Raw genomic sequence first — 16009 nt, forward strand, 5'->3', positions numbered from 1 at the left:
CATGACTTTGTTTATCGCACCATAAAGCGGATTATCCTGTCGAAGGCTCTGTCACTAAGAAAACGTCTCATTAATAGCGTAGTGGTCGAAAATTTTCCGACAGCATATCGTGTCTTGGGCTTAGGGTTATTTATGATCTCCTGAACTACTTTTGAAATGACTGAGGTTGGTGAACCTGCTCCTTCTTTTCCTGATTCTTTAAGACTTAGAGCCGCGATTTGATTCGCCAGTTCTTTGTATGGACCATTGCCTGAGTTATCCAGTACCTGCTTCGACATTACGTCTGGAAACTCTGTTTTAATCGCACCTGGCTCTAAAACCACGACATTGATGCCTTTCGGTTCTAATTCTAATCTCAAGCAATCACTGAATCCTTCAATCGCATGTTTACTCGCGTGATACCAAGCTCCCATAGGGGCATATATTTTTCCGCCAATCGAGGAAGTATTAATGATGGTTCCTGATTTTGCTTCACGCATATATGGCGCAATAAGCTGAGTTAAGCGCGCAAGACCGAACACATTAACCTCGAACTGATACTTGGCATCTTCTAGGTGGGTTTCTTCTACTGAACCATATAGACCAAAGCCTGCGTTGTTCCAGAGAACATCGATATGACCCTGCTCTTCGATGATTTTTTCAACACATTGAATGATGTCTTCCTCTTTGGAAATATCAAGCTTAAAGGCATGACCACCAGCAAGTTTAAGGTCTTCCATTTCTTCAATACGGCGAGCAGCACAGTAGACAACGTGACCTTGCTGGATCAGATCCTTTGCAGTGTCTTTTCCCATCCCAGAAGAAGCACCTGTAATTAAAATGACTTTCGATGAATTCATAGATTTGTTTCCCCTTTTGTTATTTGGCTGCGATGTGTATTGGGTGTTGTTAAACATGTTTGTTGAAAAACTCACTCACAGGTTCCGGAGATTTACCAAGCCAGTCATAGGCTGCAGCACGGTTTTTTTCTAGGTCGAGCATCAACATCTCTTTTTCTCCACCCAATAGCTGAAAGTACTCATTGACTTTTTCGAGCTTGCTCCAGGGGTCATTCTTATTTTGGATAACCAATGTCGGGACTTTGATATTTGAAACAAAGTCGAAGAAAGATCCCGATAGGTCGGCACCACCACGTTTGATGTTGTATTGGTTGACTCGTTTGGTGAGAAAGTTTGGGATACCCATTGCGCTCATATAGTCGAGATAACGCAGTGGCTGAACAGATATCAGAGCTTTAATATTCGAGTAATTTTGTAAACCATTTTCTAAGCCGTAAGCAAATGCCGTTGAGCTGGTTCCCATACAGATGCTAAGTAACCCGATATGACTGTTCTTATAGTTCGGGTGGGTTGAGATAAACTCAACAGCAGCGACAACATCTCGTGCTTCTTCGCAACCCCAAGCGATGTATGGGTTGGTTCCCTGACCGCTGTTACCGTGATTTCGGAGATCGTACATCAATACGCTGTAGCCTTGCTCCACTAGGTGTTTAGCTTGTCGGAGAAAAGCAATGTTCTTTTTGTACAACTTGATCATTCCTTTACCCTCTGGCGTGAAGCCTGCACGACTGCATTGCACGCCAAAGTGTGACTGGATAATGACTTTGTCTGTAGAACCTTCAATTAACCACCCCGACAGTGTAACACCATCCTGGGTTTGAAAAGTGACGTCTTGGTATGCCAATCCATACTGCTCTGGTGTCTCAAATACTGGCGATTGACCACTCTTTGTCATCATGTCTGCTAGGTATTTAGTAATCATGACCATCTCCTGATATCTAAGTGCTTTAGAACAAGGAGAAGTATATCGAGTGGTGTTTTTTTAGGCGTATACATATCCCCGAAGTACGTATACAAATTTTTTTTAAGCAGAGTCACCTGATTATTTTGTCTGATTCCAGTTCATCGAAAAATGGAGAGAAGACCTAAGGAATCAATAGGGAGTAACCAACCTAAGACTTCCGTCCACCACTTGAAGGGGTCACTACTTCGGTATTCTTTCTTATGCCATCAATCAGGCGATCCAGCAGGGTAAACATCACTTCAATGCTGTAGCCAGCCAAAAATGCTAATGCCATAGGGGAAAGGGTCATATCCCCCATTTCTGGTTTTAATAGCCAACCTGTAATCATCCCGGCAAGGCAGCCTAGCGTTAGTCTGAGTCGGTAGCCCACTTCGCGGCTGGCGGTGTAGGTGAGGTTTCTGACTTGCTGAAGCAAACTTCTGAGTACAAAAATAAATGCTCCCAGTAAGCCGTAGAGCAACGGCAATACGTAGTTTTGTAGCATTTGCAGAACAGACTGCGCCGCAATCAGGTTGGCTTGGTATTCCAGTTCTAACTGGTTGGTTGCTTCATTGGGTATTGGCAGATCGAACTGAAATTCTTGCCCCAACATCCATACCCAGTTCCATTTCTTTAAAAGCTGATGATTGGCTTCAAGATCCTGATTTAAGGGAAACGTGGCTTGGGGAAGAGAGTCTGCCAGAGTCTGGGTTAGCGAATGTCCGAACAGGTAGAACATCTGAATCGCCAGCAAGCAGATTAAGGTCATTACCGTGTAGCGCCGATACCAGGTGATGACTCTCGTCGCGCCAGTAAAGGTGACTTTGCCATCGCTGGCACTGGGGACGACGGCTTTGATGCTTTCTACCGTAACGGGATACACCTGTTTTGCCAGCCGATCAAAGCTGTGCAGTAACTGGATTTCATCTTCGGTGTTCCAGTATTTGGTGCCAAGTTTGGCGTTGGCTTGAGCGATGCCCTGCGCGATATTGGCGTCGATAGAAAGGTCCCCGTGCCGGGCAACGTAGTGCAGTAAAAGACATCCATCGCTGACAAGGAGCTGTAAGTCGCTGTCAGGTTGGAGGCTGGAGTCATTCGTTTTTGTCTTTACTTGTCTGCTCTGCACGAGGAAAACCTAATTTGATGCGTTGTTATTGAGCTTGAGGTGAGGGTATCTAGTACTGATAAGATCCCACTTCGTGGTCGAGGTAATCGAACAGCTTGCAGTGACCTTGCTCGTTATTCCAAATCGCTCTTGGGCTGCAAAAACTGAATTCGCCTTCGTTTAAGTGTTCTTTGTTTGTGAACACCTTGACGGAGGATTGCGCCTGCAATCGGATACCTTCTGGAAAGGTGAAAGTCGTCTGGTTGCGCACAGATTCCACTCGCCAAGCTCCGATGTCTACTATGCTGTCTGAAACGTTGGAAATTTCGACATACTCGTCGCCCTCGGTGTGCTTTTCTTCCCCGTCAAAGTAAATGTTGGTGATAAGCACGTCTGGGTAGGCGTCGCCACCATACGCTAAGGTCGAAACGCTTTGACCATGCGGGTTGAGCAGGGTTGCGGTATCGCCATGGTTGTTCCAGATGGGTTTGTCGGACTGAAAACTGAATTCAGAATCGCCAGACGTCGCCACACGGATTTTACCGTAAGGTGCCAGTACTGAACCTTCTGGGAATTCAAATTCCTGATCCGGTGAACCCGCCAGAATTTTCCAACTGGTGAGGTCAATTGCCAGCCCACCGCGGTTAACAATGTCGATGTATTCGTCCAGATGATCGGTCTGCCCTTTGAAGTCGAGCTCCCCAATTTCTACCTGACTGGTTTCCTGAATTCTGTTTAAGTCTTCCCATAGCTCGTCGAGTTGTGGTTTGGTCAGAGCGGTTGTCAGCCTGCTTTCAAGAAGGGTTTTCAATTGTTCCTGAATGTATTGAATCGTCAGTGCCACGTTATTTTCCTTTTGCGTTTGTGTTCTGATTATTTTGAGGGATCTCTGCTGTGGCATCCCTGCCAGAGCGAGGAAGAATTCAGGGAAATAAACGATGTGGCTTATAGGAAAGGGGGAAAGAAAAAAGGCAGAGGGTGACTCTGCCAAGGGGTTCTCATGATTTTATCAGCTTGCGTGTTTGTCGTATGCGGCAAGCAGTTTTTCGTCGTAGTGGTTCTCGGCGTACGCCGGGCCGTTGTAGTAGCGGGCAAAGGTCGCCCAGTCCAGTTTCTGAATGGCGGTGTGTAAGCGCGAATCTGCCTTAATGAAATTCACAAAGGCAAACAGGTGGAAGCGCTCGGCAAGAAACATCTCGCGCACAAAGGTTTCGACATCGTCATACCCTGCTGCCTGATGGTTGAAACCCATGATCTGGTAGCGTCCGTAAGATGCGGACATCAGTGCCGCTTTGCGGTTGAGTGCCATCGCGTTTTGCAAGCGCTCGTATTCCTTTTCTCCGCCGACATAAAGTGAACGATCCCACTTGCGAGAAGAAATCTCGGGGTGAGATTCATCAAATTGGCGGTCGCTGTATTTAGAGAAAATGTGCGCTTCGAACAAGATGCACGGAGGACCACTGGCAAAGAAACCACTGCCTGCGGATTCCACTTCAGATACGGCTTTCACTGCCGCAACATCACAGTCCAGTGATTCTGCCGCTTTTTCAAAGTCTTCTTCAGACAAGCCCACTTCAGGCTCTATCCGAGGTAAAAACAGGCTTGGCGCAAAGCCCAGTTGATCGGAAGCAGCTTCTGCCAAGGCTCTGTGGCTTTTGCCGTTGCAGTCGATACGACCGTCGGGGTTTTTAAAACCCAAGATACTGGCTTGCATCTTCTTGATGGCTTGGCAGGTTTTGGAGGTGTCGAAGTCGTCACCAATGATGCCATCTTCGACCAGAGCTTCATCCAGCCCAATTTTGTCGCTGGCTTCGTTCAGTGCTTTCTGAATCGCAAGCACATCTTCCGCTAAGTTTTCACCAAGTGTACCCACCGAAGACGTTAAAGGAAGGTCTTTCATTGTTTGCTCCTGAATGCGTAATGTCGTCTTCATTACGGTATCTGAGAGCTGGTAGAGAAAACTTGGTGGAATAGAGGGGGAATAACGGGGGAATAACGCTTTATCTTAATTAGAACTGCTGATAACTGAGACCAAACTGAGACTAACTGGGCATTAACTTGGGCGATATTTCAACATTCATAAGGTAAACCTGATGGATAGGGTGTTCATATGGCAGGAAATGATACTGACCTGATACCAAAAGGAAATTTGAATTCGGCGATACTTTTTTGCTGCGGAATATGGGTGGGGTTAAGTGTCGTCTTTTGGTTATTCAGAGTTGTTAAGAGATACCTGGCAATTCGGGAAATCATTTCTCAATCAATCGAATCTGGTTGATATGAATTGACCCAAGTTAGCCCCTTTCATATTTCGCTTTGTGCAATATATCTAATCAAATATGGGAATAGATAAGATGAAAAGTAATATGGAAGTCACCAAACGTAAACTGCAAGTGGTTATCGCCACCGCACTGGGAGTGTGTTGCAGTGGCTTAGCCAACGCAGAGACAGTTTATGTTGCAGCAAATGGAGATTTGTTTCTTAAGGGGCAAAACGTTGAAGTTGGCATGCATAAAAACGGCTATTTTGGTTCTGCAGGTAATGCCCCTGAAGGGTGGCACGCTAGACCTAACTCAGGTAGCTCGACAGGCGGAATATTGGGGTTTGTCGCCAACCCACAACTGAACGACTGGGCAACCTGGAACGGAGACTTTTTCACGCCAGGTTCAATGTATCAGGGATTTGCCCTGCAAATTGGTGATAAGAACTTTGTTAATGACCGTCAGTCTTCTAAGCCAGCTATAGCTGGCGAAGTTATCGAGTACAAAGACATTGAAGCTTGTGGTGGTTCAGCCGCAATGGGGTTGTGGCAGGGTCAGGTCGAGGGGTTAGACGTTCAGCGAAAGGTGCTTGTGCCAAACATTGGTACGTATTTCATTCTTGATGTTTTGATCAGCAATCATTCGGCTCATGAAGTTACAAATGTGTACTACTCAGATTTCTTCGACCCCGACAACAATACTTCGTTGAGTGGTAGCCACTCAACTGATAACACCATTGTTAGTCAACCTGACACGAGCACGCAATTAGCTCATGTATCTGCAACTCAGCCAGCAGGTTCAAAGTGGGATGAATCTTACGTCGCTTATATGTCTCTGGATAAACGAGCGAAAGTGTCTTTCGGAACCTGGCGCGTTAAACCTAACGTCCGCTGGTCGGGTGAAGGTTCAGATGTGAACAACACCGTGGGTAACAGCAATTCTGGTGACAGTGAGATTGCCATTACATATAAGATCAGCAGCATTAAAGCAGGAGAGTCCACCTCTTTCAGATATGCCTACAACCTGTCTGACAATGCGGATGTATTAAATTGCCTGACACGTCTGGTGGCGGATAAAAGTGTAACGCTTAACGAATCAGTTCCTGCCGATACTCAAGTTTATGACCTCAATTATATTGATAGTGCTAAAGATGTTGATCCGGATGGCAATGCGCTGACGTACAACATTGTTGGTGGCAATGAAGACGGAGTGTTTGCAATTAATCCAACGACGGGTCTGATATCTGTCGTGGATAACTCTCTGCTCGACTTCTACATCACACCGCAATATCGACTACAGGTTTCTGCCAGCAATGGCAGTCAGTCTGACTCAGCAATAGTGACAGTCAATATTCAGGAAACTAACCAGGACCCGTTCAAGAATGTGTCTGTTGAATTGGGTGATAATGTCAAAAATGGTTACCCCGTTCATGATTTTAACCATGACTTAACGGGTACAGATGCTGATCCTAAAGGTAATACTTATTTCTACGAAATCGTATCTGGTAACGAGTCTGGTATTTTTGAAATTAACTCGGTAACTGGTGAGGTATCAGTTAGGGATAATTCTGGTCTGGATTACACGTTGATTTCGAAAGTTGACTTGGTTGTTCGAGGAACTCTGAGTTCTGGTCGTGCAGATGATGCCATCTTGACGATTAACGTTGTTCAAGGTGCAGAATACAAAGCCTGCTTACATGCTGAATCTCAATTCTTAGTGTTGGATCGTGCAAGAATCTATTCAGATATCACCGCAGGAAACAGGATTGAAATTCAGGACGATGCAAAAGTATCAGGTAACGCACTGGTAAACGGTGAGCTGTTTATGGATTACCGATCCTTAATCACGGGTAATGTTGTTTACAATGGTGAGTTGTATCAGTCACAAGGTGCTCAAATCTCAGGAACAACGCAGTTCAATAACGATATGTTGTTTGATGAGGCTGCCGCGATTGCAGTGAATGTCGGCACGGATGATCTGGACGTGTTTTACGATAGAGTTGATGCCTGGGCTCCGACAAGTTACGGAAACGCAACGATCCGTGATAGAGCAACAGTCACCTTTACTGCAGGCGAGTATCATTTTGCCAGCTTAACTACTGGTCGTGATTCGCTGTTGGTTTTTGATGTCAGCAAGGGAGCAATTACGATCAATGTTGCGGATAGCCTTTATTTCCATGACGGTGCTGACTTTGCTTATGTAGGTCGAACTGAACAGGAAAAAGCGATCTTCAACACCAATGCCACAGCCGTTTATGTAGGTTCTGATCTGGTACTGGATCTTAACCTCAACGCACCTAAGGCGGATCTGAATATTTTTCACCATACAGAAGTCAAAGGGTGCATTTCAGCAAACAACTTGTCTATCGGGTACGATGCAGTAGTGAACAAGTAATCTGAACATTCCTTAGTACAATCAAAACCATTATTACCCCAGCGCGTTATCGCACGTGCTGGGGTAAAACTTTCCGCTAAGTTTCTATCACACTTACTTTCTTATGAAGTTAAAGGAAAGTCTTGTTAGCTTCTGAATTTATTATCAAGAATATTATTTAAGTTTAATTATTAGCTCATTTTGTTTTCTGTTTTTCATTTACTGAGACCAAACTGATACTAATTATGGTTTCAATTACTCTGTATTTTACTATTGATAAAGTAGATGTGATGAATGTTCAATTTATATAACAAAAAACTGAGACTAACGTGATACCAAATCTGAATATAAATTTAGCGATACTTTGTTGTGAAAGCTGGGCGAGGTTAAGACTTAGATTTTATTAAGACTGATATAAAGAAAAGTCTGACCTCTCTTAATATTATGAAAATTATCCCTATATGGGAATAAACCGTATAACTTAACGTGAGGAGAAAAATATGGGACAGGGAGCCTATGTTAAAGTTACTGACAATACATCAAACAAGATTAGAGTGTATGTAGAGAACCAGCAATGCATGTATTCTAATGGTGAGGAAGGCAGTCATCTTGAGCAATTAGATAATCTTACAGTCTTACCTGATCATACATTCCCGTCAAACGGAAAAGGAATATATGTTGAAGATAAAGGAAGTGGTGGCTGCTTTTTCTCTGATTCATACTACACGCTAAAATTTGTTGATGTCGAAACCCAACGAGATATTGGAAGTTTCAGAATTGTAAACAACAGTCATATAAAAAACAACACCAATGAGCATCGACTGCATGTAAATATCAATACTCACTCAAAGCAAAGCCATATCGCAATTACAGTTAGACCTGAATAATTTTGGCTTTTTTATTTGTCAGGATCTTAATGTTTAGGATCCTGACTTTATTCTAATTAAAAAATTAAAATTATTTATAATTTTAATTTTCCTCTAGTATCGACATGGAAATATCCCATTATATCGTGAATCAGAAACATGTGATGCTTAATATATTTCAGGATAAGGTATGTGCACAAACTTTAAAATCAAAACCAAACATAACGATATGATTGTTGGGCGAAGCCAAGAATTTTCTCAATTGCTTGGTCGTTCCTTAATGTTCCGAAAAGCTGGTCATCTATATCAGCAGAACTTATTTGATCCCACTGGTGAAAATTGCAAACCAAGTCAGTGGGCTTTGGCAAATTGTCAATTCAGTTGGAAGGGGAGGTATGGTTTTGTCGCAATGCAAGCGTTAGATCCTGACAAGATAGAGGACAAGTACAGCATTAAAGTAGACAAGTCTGTTAGATCACCAGTTGCGACAGATGGGATCAATACAGAAGGGCTTTATGTAGGATCATTGCTTCAAAATGCAGCCAAATATCCAGAGGTTACTGACCCGTCGAAAGGGCTGGCAGTAACGAATTTAGTCGACTACATACTGAGCGCTTGTAAAGACTGTGCCGATGTAAAGGCAAAGCTGAAAGGCAACGGCAAAGAAAGTCCGGCAGAGGTTCAGGTTACTGGTGCGACGAGAAATAATGAATTTAAGCAGCATTTCCCTGTACACGACAGGTTTGGCAAGAGCATTGTGATTGAATTTATTAAAGGCAAGGTACGAATTCATGATAATAATCAATATGGCGTGCTGACTAATGACCCCGATTTTGAGTGGCATCTAACTAATCTAGGTAATTATGCCAATGTTACACCAGTATCGAAACACAACTCGCGTCCCGGAAATTTAGCTGATATCGCAGTAAAAAATCAGGGAAATGGCTTCTCGCTTATTCCTGGAGGGCAACTTCCCGCGCATCGTTTCGTAAGAACGGTGATGATGGTTAACTATGCAAAAGAAGCAACCAATGTTGGTTCAAGTCTGACTCCCATTGAGCATGGTGTGAGCCTAGCATCACACATCCTTAATACTGTTGATATTCCATTTGGTGTCATTCAGGAAGTTCCAGAGAGTAAAGATCTCAAACCGGAAATCGACTTTACTCAGTACATTACAATTTCTGATCTGAGTAATCGCAAATACTTCGTCAGGCTTTACGATACACCGCAGCTCTATTCTGTTGATCTAACTAAATTGAATTTAAATGAACTCAATGGAAAAACACAGGAAGTGCCGAATAATCCAGTTTCAATAGATCTTACAGATACAATTTAGAAGTACTGATTTTAACTGCTCTGAACAGGTTTTGACTTGGCAAAATTGCGGTTATCAATTTGATTCAAACGGTACTCCGCAGCCCATCCCATTAGTTTTTTTAGCTGAGTTGATACGGGAATAAGAGGTGATGACCTAGTCACCTCTTACAGGCGCAGCAATCAGAAGGAAAATCGTTATTTCAGAGTGCCGAATTAAACGGCGGGATAGAGTTCAGTTTTAGCTTTGTATGAGAGCGAGAATTTCAAGCTCCATACTTTTCTCTGTAATTAGAGCCAATATCAGTTTCCACTGTTTAAGACTAGGTAGGGGACGCAATTTCTGATAGCTTTGAGCGGTCTTGAGAAAAAGGTTGTACATTGCGCTGTCAGATATGAAGAAGATACAAGTTTCGCACCTCATTGGGTGTGGTTTGCTTACCATTGGAATGCCCGCTCTTGCTTTCGATTTAGAAATAGAGGGCTTAAAAGGAGAACTGGACACCAATGTGTCTGCTTATCTGTCGGCGATTGACCCAAGTGAATATTCCACGTCGCTGCGCTTTCAGTCGCGCCTGGAAGACAACATTATCAAAGCGTTAAAGGCGCTTGGACACTATCAGCCCGAGATCAGTTTTGTGGCGGCGGAAGACGGTCAGTCACTCACTGTGAACGTCGATCCCGGTCCTCTTGTCACCATTCGAATCAGTGATCTTGTTATCTCAGGAGAAGCCGCGACTGACCCGGATTTCATCAAATTACGAGAAGGTTCTAAGCTTGGTGTTGGAGATCCACTGAACCACGCAAATTACGAAGCCTATAAATCCAGCTTAAGAAATCTGGCATTAAGAAAGGGCTATTTTGATGGTGAATTTGGGCAAACCAAACTTGAAGTTGCGCCAGAGCATAAACAAGCATTCGTCACGATAGAATTTGATAGCGGTCAGCGGTACTACTTTGGCGATGTGCAAATCTTTGGTAGTCAGATCCGTGAAAGCCGCGTGAAATCACTTGTGCCATTTGAAGCAGGCGAACCCTATCTGGCGTCTAAAATCGGCGAGCTTAACCAGAGTCTTTCTAATACCGAATGGTTCTCTTCGGTGCATGTCGAACCCGAATTAAGTTACATCGGTAAGCAGCGCGAGCTGCCGATGAACATTAACCTTGCTCCACAGTCTGAAAATCAGATCGAAACTGGTTTGGGCTACTCCACCGACATCGGCTTTCGTGGCAAGTTGAGTTGGAAAAAGCCATGGCTGAACGATCGTGGTCATAGCCTGCACAGCAGCTTGTCTTTGTCTTTGCCTGAGCAGGCGATCACTGCCAGCTATAAAATCCCGTTGGAAGATGTACTGCGCGAGTACTATGAAATCCAGTACGGGATGAAACGTACCGATAAGGATGAAACCAAAAGTTTAGAGCACAACTTAGCGGTGAAGCGTCACTGGAAGTTGGATTCCGGCTGGCAGAGAACCGCGTCGATACGCTTTTTGTACGATGATTCGGAAGAGCGTGGTGAATCGAGAATTTCCAAGTTTGTGTTACCGGGCTTTACCTTTAGTAGAGCACGAGTGCGCGGTGGCGCTATGCCTATGTGGGGAGACAAGCATCTCCTGACGGTGGAAGCAGGTAATGAAAGCTTACTCTCGGACACAGGTATTTTGAGGCTACAAGGCAGAACCGCCATTGTACGAAGCATTGGAGAAAATCACCGCGGCTTAGCACGCTTTGATGCTGGTGGCGTATTTGCCGGCGATTTTGACAAAGTACCGCGTTCATTAAGGTTCTTCGCGGGGGGTGACAACAGCATTCGTGGTTATGGCTACGAAGATATTCCCGCCACTCAACCAGAAGACAAATTCAGTGGTGGTAAGTACTTAGCAGTCAGCAGTCTGGAATACCAGTATCGGGTATACGGCAACTGGTGGTTAGCAACCTTCGTTGACTACGGTGATGCATGGACGGATAAACCCGACTGGAAAACCGGTGTCGGTCTGGGTGTTCGGTGGGCATCACCAGTCGGTCCCATTCGTTTAGATTTCGCTAAGGGGTTAAACCAAGAGTCTGGCGACCAATTTAAGATTCACTTTACGTTGGGACCTGAACTATGACCCGTACCGTTGCTAAATGGCTGGTGCGTCTGGCCTTGTTCATCCCTTGTCTGATCTTAGTGATTTTACTTTTGCTGGGCGCGTTGTTGTTCACTCAGCCCGGTCTCAGTCTGGCTATGTGGGGAGCGCAAAAAGCACTGCCACAACTGAGTGTCGGTGAATCCGAAGGAGCCATTCTTACAGACATTGTGTTGAAAGATGTGTCCTTCACTGATCCAGATTTATTCATTGATTTAAAAGCCAAGCGTGTTCAGCTTGATTTAGATGCCGAGTGTCTGTTTGAACCGCGTGTCTGTATCGAAAACCTGATTCTGGAATCTCTTACCTTTGCATTGACGGATACCGCGCCGTCGGAAGAAGAGCCTGCACCGTCAGAGCCTTTAACTGAAATCAAACTGCCGGTTCCTGTCTCTGTCAGCAATATTCAGCTTAATAACATTGCTCTGGATGTACTTGGAAATCAGGTGCAATGGGATACTTTTTCGACCGCTATTACGATGGAAGGGCGAGAGCTGACCCTGCACCCCACTCAATGGAATAACATTGATATTACGCTGGCAGAATCTGAAGAGCCTTCAGCCCAAAAAGAGTCTTCAGCGAAAGACTCACCTAAGCCAGCACAGGATATTGAACTGCCAGAAGTGCTTATCCCTCTGGATGTAATTATTGAAGGCTTTGATGTTCGTAACTTTACGTTGAATGGTGACTCTCCAGTTAAAGTTCATCATTTAGGGCTGCAAGCCAAAGCAGGCGACCATAATGTTGAGATCGAAAAACTGGAACTCGATATGCCAGAAGTCACCGCCAAAGCCAGCACACAAGTTGAGCTTAAAGGGGATTACCTTCTGCCAAGCTTAGCACTGGATGCCACGCTCAATCAGACGGATTTAAAAGGTCAGACGCTTAAGTTAAGCGCAAATGGCAGTGTCGCAAACCTCAACCTAAATGCGGATCTCGGTGGCGTCGTAAAAGCGCATTTGGAAGGCAAACTGGAGCCGCTGAAAACAATTCTTCCGTTCGATGTGTCTTTGACAGATGGCGAAGTACAATGGCCACTCACTGGTGAAGCGGACTATCAGTCTGATATCACCAGTATCGATTTGAAAGGTGACTTAGACGGTTTCGATCTAGCCGTAGCCCTGAAAACAAAAGGCAAAGAGATCCCTGATGTAGCGCTCGATACCGCAGCAAAAGGCACGCTTCAAAACATCAAGGTTCATTCTCTGGTGTTGAACACTTTAGGCGGTCGGGTGTCCGGTCAGGTAGAAGCAGATTGGTCTGACTTAGTGAAATGGAATACTACGCTGGGTTTAGACAGTATTCAGCCGGGTCTGCAATGGCCAGAAGCCGAAGGCAATATCAGCGGAACCATTACGACCAACGGTCAGCTTACAAAGGCAGGCGGCTGGCAAGTCAGCGTGCCATTGTTGGCTATTCAGGGGCTGATTCGTGAATATCCACTGTACATCAACGGTCAGTTGGACGCCGCTGACGTCAACATGAGTGGTGAGCCCAGCATTAAGACAGAAGGGCTTGAGCTATCGCATGGTCCTAACAACCTGTTTGTATCGGGTTCTCTCGACAAACAGTGGGGGCTGGATGTCGAGCTGAACTTCCCAGAATTTGTTAAATCTATTCCTGACTTACGTGGTCATATGCATGGCGACGTGAAGCTTAGAGGTGAGTTCAAAGAGCCGCAGGTCAAAGTCGATTTAAGTGTGAATGACGTGGAATGGAAAGATGAAGCGTCAGTGAAGTCGGTCGCCCTGTCGGGTGACATTTCACCTCTGCCTGCACCAAAAGGTGATTTGTCACTGGTGGTAAAAAATGTACAGGCACAAGACCAGTTCATCGACAGTGTCGATTTGCAATTCTCGGGGACTCAGGAAGACCATCAGTTAACGCTGGATGTGCTGGCTGATCTGGTGTCCACCAGTTTGAAGATTGTCGGAGGGTTAACCGAAAAACCAGAAATGGTCTGGAATGGTGAACTTCAACGTGCAGACATCTCTTCTGAGCAAGGCACATGGACGCTGGAAAACACCGCTAAGCTCGGGTTCAACATGGCGAAAAACATGGCCACTGTACAAGCGCATTGCTGGCGACAACAAGATGCGCAGCTTTGTGTTACCCAAGACATAGAGGCGGGTGAAAGTGGCGAAGCCAACATCGCGATTAAGAAATTTAACTTCGACCAAATCAAACGCTTTATTCCAGAAGAAACCGACCTGAAAGGCGAAGTTAACGCCACAGTCTGGGCTCGCTGGGCACCTGATGCAAAACCAGAAGTGAAGCTGTCGGTAAAACTGCCGGAAGGTAAAGTCACACAGACTCTGGAAGCGCCAATCACGGTGGGGTGGAATGGTATCACTCTGGATGCAGAACTGAAAAACGACCAGCTGACCAGCCAGTGGAATTTAGATCTTACCGACAACGGGCAGCTTACCGGGCAGGCTGACATCAGCAATGTTCAGTCAGAAAAGCAAACCATTGATGGCAAACTGGCAATATCCGACATTCATCTGGACATGTTAAAGCCTCTGTTGGGTGAATTCAGTAAAGTGAATGCCAATATTCATTCCGATTTGGCGTTTAAAGGTCCTTTGTTGCATCCCAAGCTTTACGGCGATTTCTCTATCGATAAGTTGCTTGCTAAAGGGGAAATCACTCCAGTAGACGTAAATGATGGTCAGATAGTTGCTACGTTTGATGGTTATGGTGCGGTGCTTAAATCTCAGATTCATACCCCAGATGGCACATTGAATCTGGAAGGTGACGGTAACTGGGCAGATCTGAAGAAATGGCGAGCAAACCTGGCTGTATTTGCAGATGAATTAAATGTGAAACTGCCACCGATGGTCCACATTAAAGCGAAACCGGACCTGAAGATCTCCGCCACGCCAGAGTTGGCAAAAATAGAAGGGGATATCTACCTTCCATGGGGTCGGATTGAGGTTGAAGAGTTACCACCGAGTGCGATTGGGGTTTCAAGCGATGAAGTACTGCTGGATCAGGACTTCAAACCTGTCGAAGACAAAAAGCCATTGCCGATGAATATTCAGACCAACGTAAACATCAAAATTGGTGACGATTTTGGTCTGACGGCATTTGGTCTGGTTGGCAAACTAAAAGGCGATCTGAAAGTATCGCAGCGCGACAAAGGACCGTTTGTTGTTGGCGAAGTCAACATTCTGGATGGTTCTTTCCGCTCGTTTGGGCAGGATCTGGTTATCCAGACGGGTAAGATCCTGATGAACGGACCGGTCGACCAGCCGTATGTGGTGATTACCGCGATCCGAAATCCAGACAATATTCAGGACGACGTGACGGCGGGTATTCGTGTAGATGGTCCGGCTGACGATCCCAATGTCACCATATTTTCAGAGCCGGCAATGCCACAGGCGAATGCACTTTCTTACCTGATGCGTGGTCGGGATATTGATGCCGAAGCCGGTGGAAACCTGATGACCACAACACTGATTGGACTAAGTCTAGCGAAGAGCGGAAAAGTGGTCGGGGAGATCGGTCAGGCGTTTGGGGTTCAGGATTTACAACTGGATACAGCAGGTTCTGGTGATGATTCTCAGGTAACTGTGAGTGGTTACATATTACCCGGCTTGAAAGTCACCTACGGAGTGGGTATTTTTAACTCACTTGGTGAGTTCACGGTGCGGTATCGTTTGATGCAAGACTTGTATGTCGAAGCCGTGTCAGGCTTGAACAGCGCGGTGGACTTGATTTACCAGTTTGAATTTAATTAGATTCAGGTTGCTGAATCGATGGAGAGCGCAATGGAACAGCTTGTGTTTGTATATGGGACGTTACGACAGGGCGAAGAAAACCACCACTTTCTGGAAGGCTGTGAGCTGGTAGCTCAGTACCGTACCGGTCCGGATTTCGCGCTTTTCGACTTAGGTCATTACCCGGGAATGGTGCAGGGGCAGCAGGAAATCTGCGGCGAGATTTATCGCATTAACGCGGATACGCTCGCAAAACTGGATCATCTTGAAGATGTGCCCTACGAATACCGCCGTGAAAAAATCTCCACGCCATTTGGTGAAGCTTGGGTTTATCTGTATCAGGATGGCAGCAAGCTGTCAGAGCCGATTGATTCAGGCGACTGGTGTCAAAGGTTTTAGGGTCTGTTGACCTTTCGAGCTGATTTTTGCAGCAATTTGTGGGTTCTTTATACAA

Annotated in this window: 11 protein-coding genes; 6 read left to right on the forward strand and 5 right to left on the reverse strand. The window is 45.3% G+C overall.

Annotated elements, in window-relative coordinates; all coding sequences use genetic code 11:
* Positions 1 to 11 precede the first annotated feature (11 nt).
* The 5 genes from QMG91_RS02200 to QMG91_RS02220 form a co-directional block, all read right to left on the reverse strand.
* Entirely contained in the window at positions 12 to 839 is an 828-nt protein-coding gene (locus QMG91_RS02200; protein WP_281828623.1) for an oxidoreductase, read from the reverse strand.
* A 49-nt stretch (positions 840 to 888) separates the two neighbouring features.
* A complete protein-coding gene (locus QMG91_RS02205) occupies positions 889 to 1761 on the reverse strand; it encodes an alpha/beta hydrolase (protein ID WP_281828625.1) in 873 nt (290 codons plus the stop codon).
* A gap of 190 nt (positions 1762 to 1951) precedes the next feature.
* Positions 1952 to 2908, reverse strand: a complete 957-nt coding sequence (locus QMG91_RS02210) for a hypothetical protein (protein ID WP_281828626.1) — start codon at positions 2906 to 2908, stop codon at positions 1952 to 1954.
* A 49-nt stretch (positions 2909 to 2957) separates the two neighbouring features.
* Positions 2958 to 3731, reverse strand: coding sequence for a lamin tail domain-containing protein (locus QMG91_RS02215; RefSeq protein ID WP_281828628.1), 774 nt, complete (start codon positions 3729 to 3731; stop codon positions 2958 to 2960).
* Between the two features lie 165 nt (positions 3732 to 3896).
* Positions 3897 to 4787, reverse strand: coding sequence for an N-acetylmuramidase family protein (locus QMG91_RS02220; RefSeq protein ID WP_281828629.1), 891 nt, complete (start codon positions 4785 to 4787; stop codon positions 3897 to 3899).
* A gap of 454 nt (positions 4788 to 5241) precedes the next feature.
* Here QMG91_RS02220 and QMG91_RS02225 point away from each other — a divergent pair, with 454 nt between their 5' ends.
* From QMG91_RS02225 to QMG91_RS02250, 6 genes are all read left to right on the forward strand, one after another.
* Positions 5242 to 7542, forward strand: coding sequence for a cadherin domain-containing protein (locus tag QMG91_RS02225; protein WP_281828630.1), 2301 nt, complete (start codon positions 5242 to 5244; stop codon positions 7540 to 7542).
* 479 nt (positions 7543 to 8021) lie between these two features.
* Complete coding sequence (locus QMG91_RS02230) at positions 8022 to 8408, forward strand: hypothetical protein (RefSeq protein WP_281828631.1); 387 nt, start codon at positions 8022 to 8024, stop codon at positions 8406 to 8408.
* A 169-nt stretch (positions 8409 to 8577) separates the two neighbouring features.
* Entirely contained in the window at positions 8578 to 9726 is a 1149-nt protein-coding gene (locus QMG91_RS02235; RefSeq protein WP_281828632.1) for a linear amide C-N hydrolase, read from the forward strand.
* A 373-nt stretch (positions 9727 to 10099) separates the two neighbouring features.
* Positions 10100 to 11815, forward strand: coding sequence for an autotransporter assembly complex protein TamA (gene tamA / locus QMG91_RS02240; protein ID WP_281828634.1), 1716 nt, complete (start codon positions 10100 to 10102; stop codon positions 11813 to 11815).
* Positions 11812 to 15576: an autotransporter assembly complex protein TamB gene (gene tamB / locus QMG91_RS02245; protein ID WP_281828636.1), complete on the forward strand. Its 3765-nt coding sequence runs from the start codon at positions 11812 to 11814 to the stop codon at positions 15574 to 15576. The genes tamA and tamB overlap by 4 nt, the downstream gene beginning before the upstream one ends.
* Before the next feature lie 30 nt (positions 15577 to 15606).
* Positions 15607 to 15954: a gamma-glutamylcyclotransferase family protein gene (locus QMG91_RS02250; RefSeq protein ID WP_022551650.1), complete on the forward strand. Its 348-nt coding sequence runs from the start codon at positions 15607 to 15609 to the stop codon at positions 15952 to 15954.
* The last annotated feature ends 55 nt before the right edge of the window (positions 15955 to 16009 follow it).

The sequence above is a fragment of the Vibrio nigripulchritudo genome, from assembly GCF_027924785.1.
In the GTDB taxonomy this organism is placed as follows: Bacteria; Pseudomonadota; Gammaproteobacteria; order Enterobacterales; family Vibrionaceae; genus Vibrio; species Vibrio nigripulchritudo.

What these genes read in the sequence shown, in the direction of transcription:
- QMG91_RS02200 (WP_281828623.1), bottom strand. Translation starts at nt 839, where the DNA reads ATGAATTCATCGAAAGTCATTTTAATTACAGGTGCTTCTTCTGGGATG.
- QMG91_RS02205 (WP_281828625.1), bottom strand. Translation starts at nt 1,761, where the DNA reads ATGATTACTAAATACCTAGCAGACATGATGACAAAGAGTGGTCAATCG.
- QMG91_RS02220 (WP_281828629.1), bottom strand. Translation starts at nt 4,787, where the DNA reads ATGAAAGACCTTCCTTTAACGTCTTCGGTGGGTACACTTGGTGAAAAC.
- QMG91_RS02225 (WP_281828630.1), top strand. Translation starts at nt 5,242, where the DNA reads ATGAAAAGTAATATGGAAGTCACCAAACGTAAACTGCAAGTGGTTATC.
- QMG91_RS02230 (WP_281828631.1), top strand. Translation starts at nt 8,022, where the DNA reads ATGGGACAGGGAGCCTATGTTAAAGTTACTGACAATACATCAAACAAG.
- QMG91_RS02235 (WP_281828632.1), top strand. Translation starts at nt 8,578, where the DNA reads ATGTGCACAAACTTTAAAATCAAAACCAAACATAACGATATGATTGTT.
- tamA (WP_281828634.1), top strand. Translation starts at nt 10,100, where the DNA reads ATGAAGAAGATACAAGTTTCGCACCTCATTGGGTGTGGTTTGCTTACC.
- tamB (WP_281828636.1), top strand. Translation starts at nt 11,812, where the DNA reads ATGACCCGTACCGTTGCTAAATGGCTGGTGCGTCTGGCCTTGTTCATC.
- QMG91_RS02250 (WP_022551650.1), top strand. Translation starts at nt 15,607, where the DNA reads ATGGAACAGCTTGTGTTTGTATATGGGACGTTACGACAGGGCGAAGAA.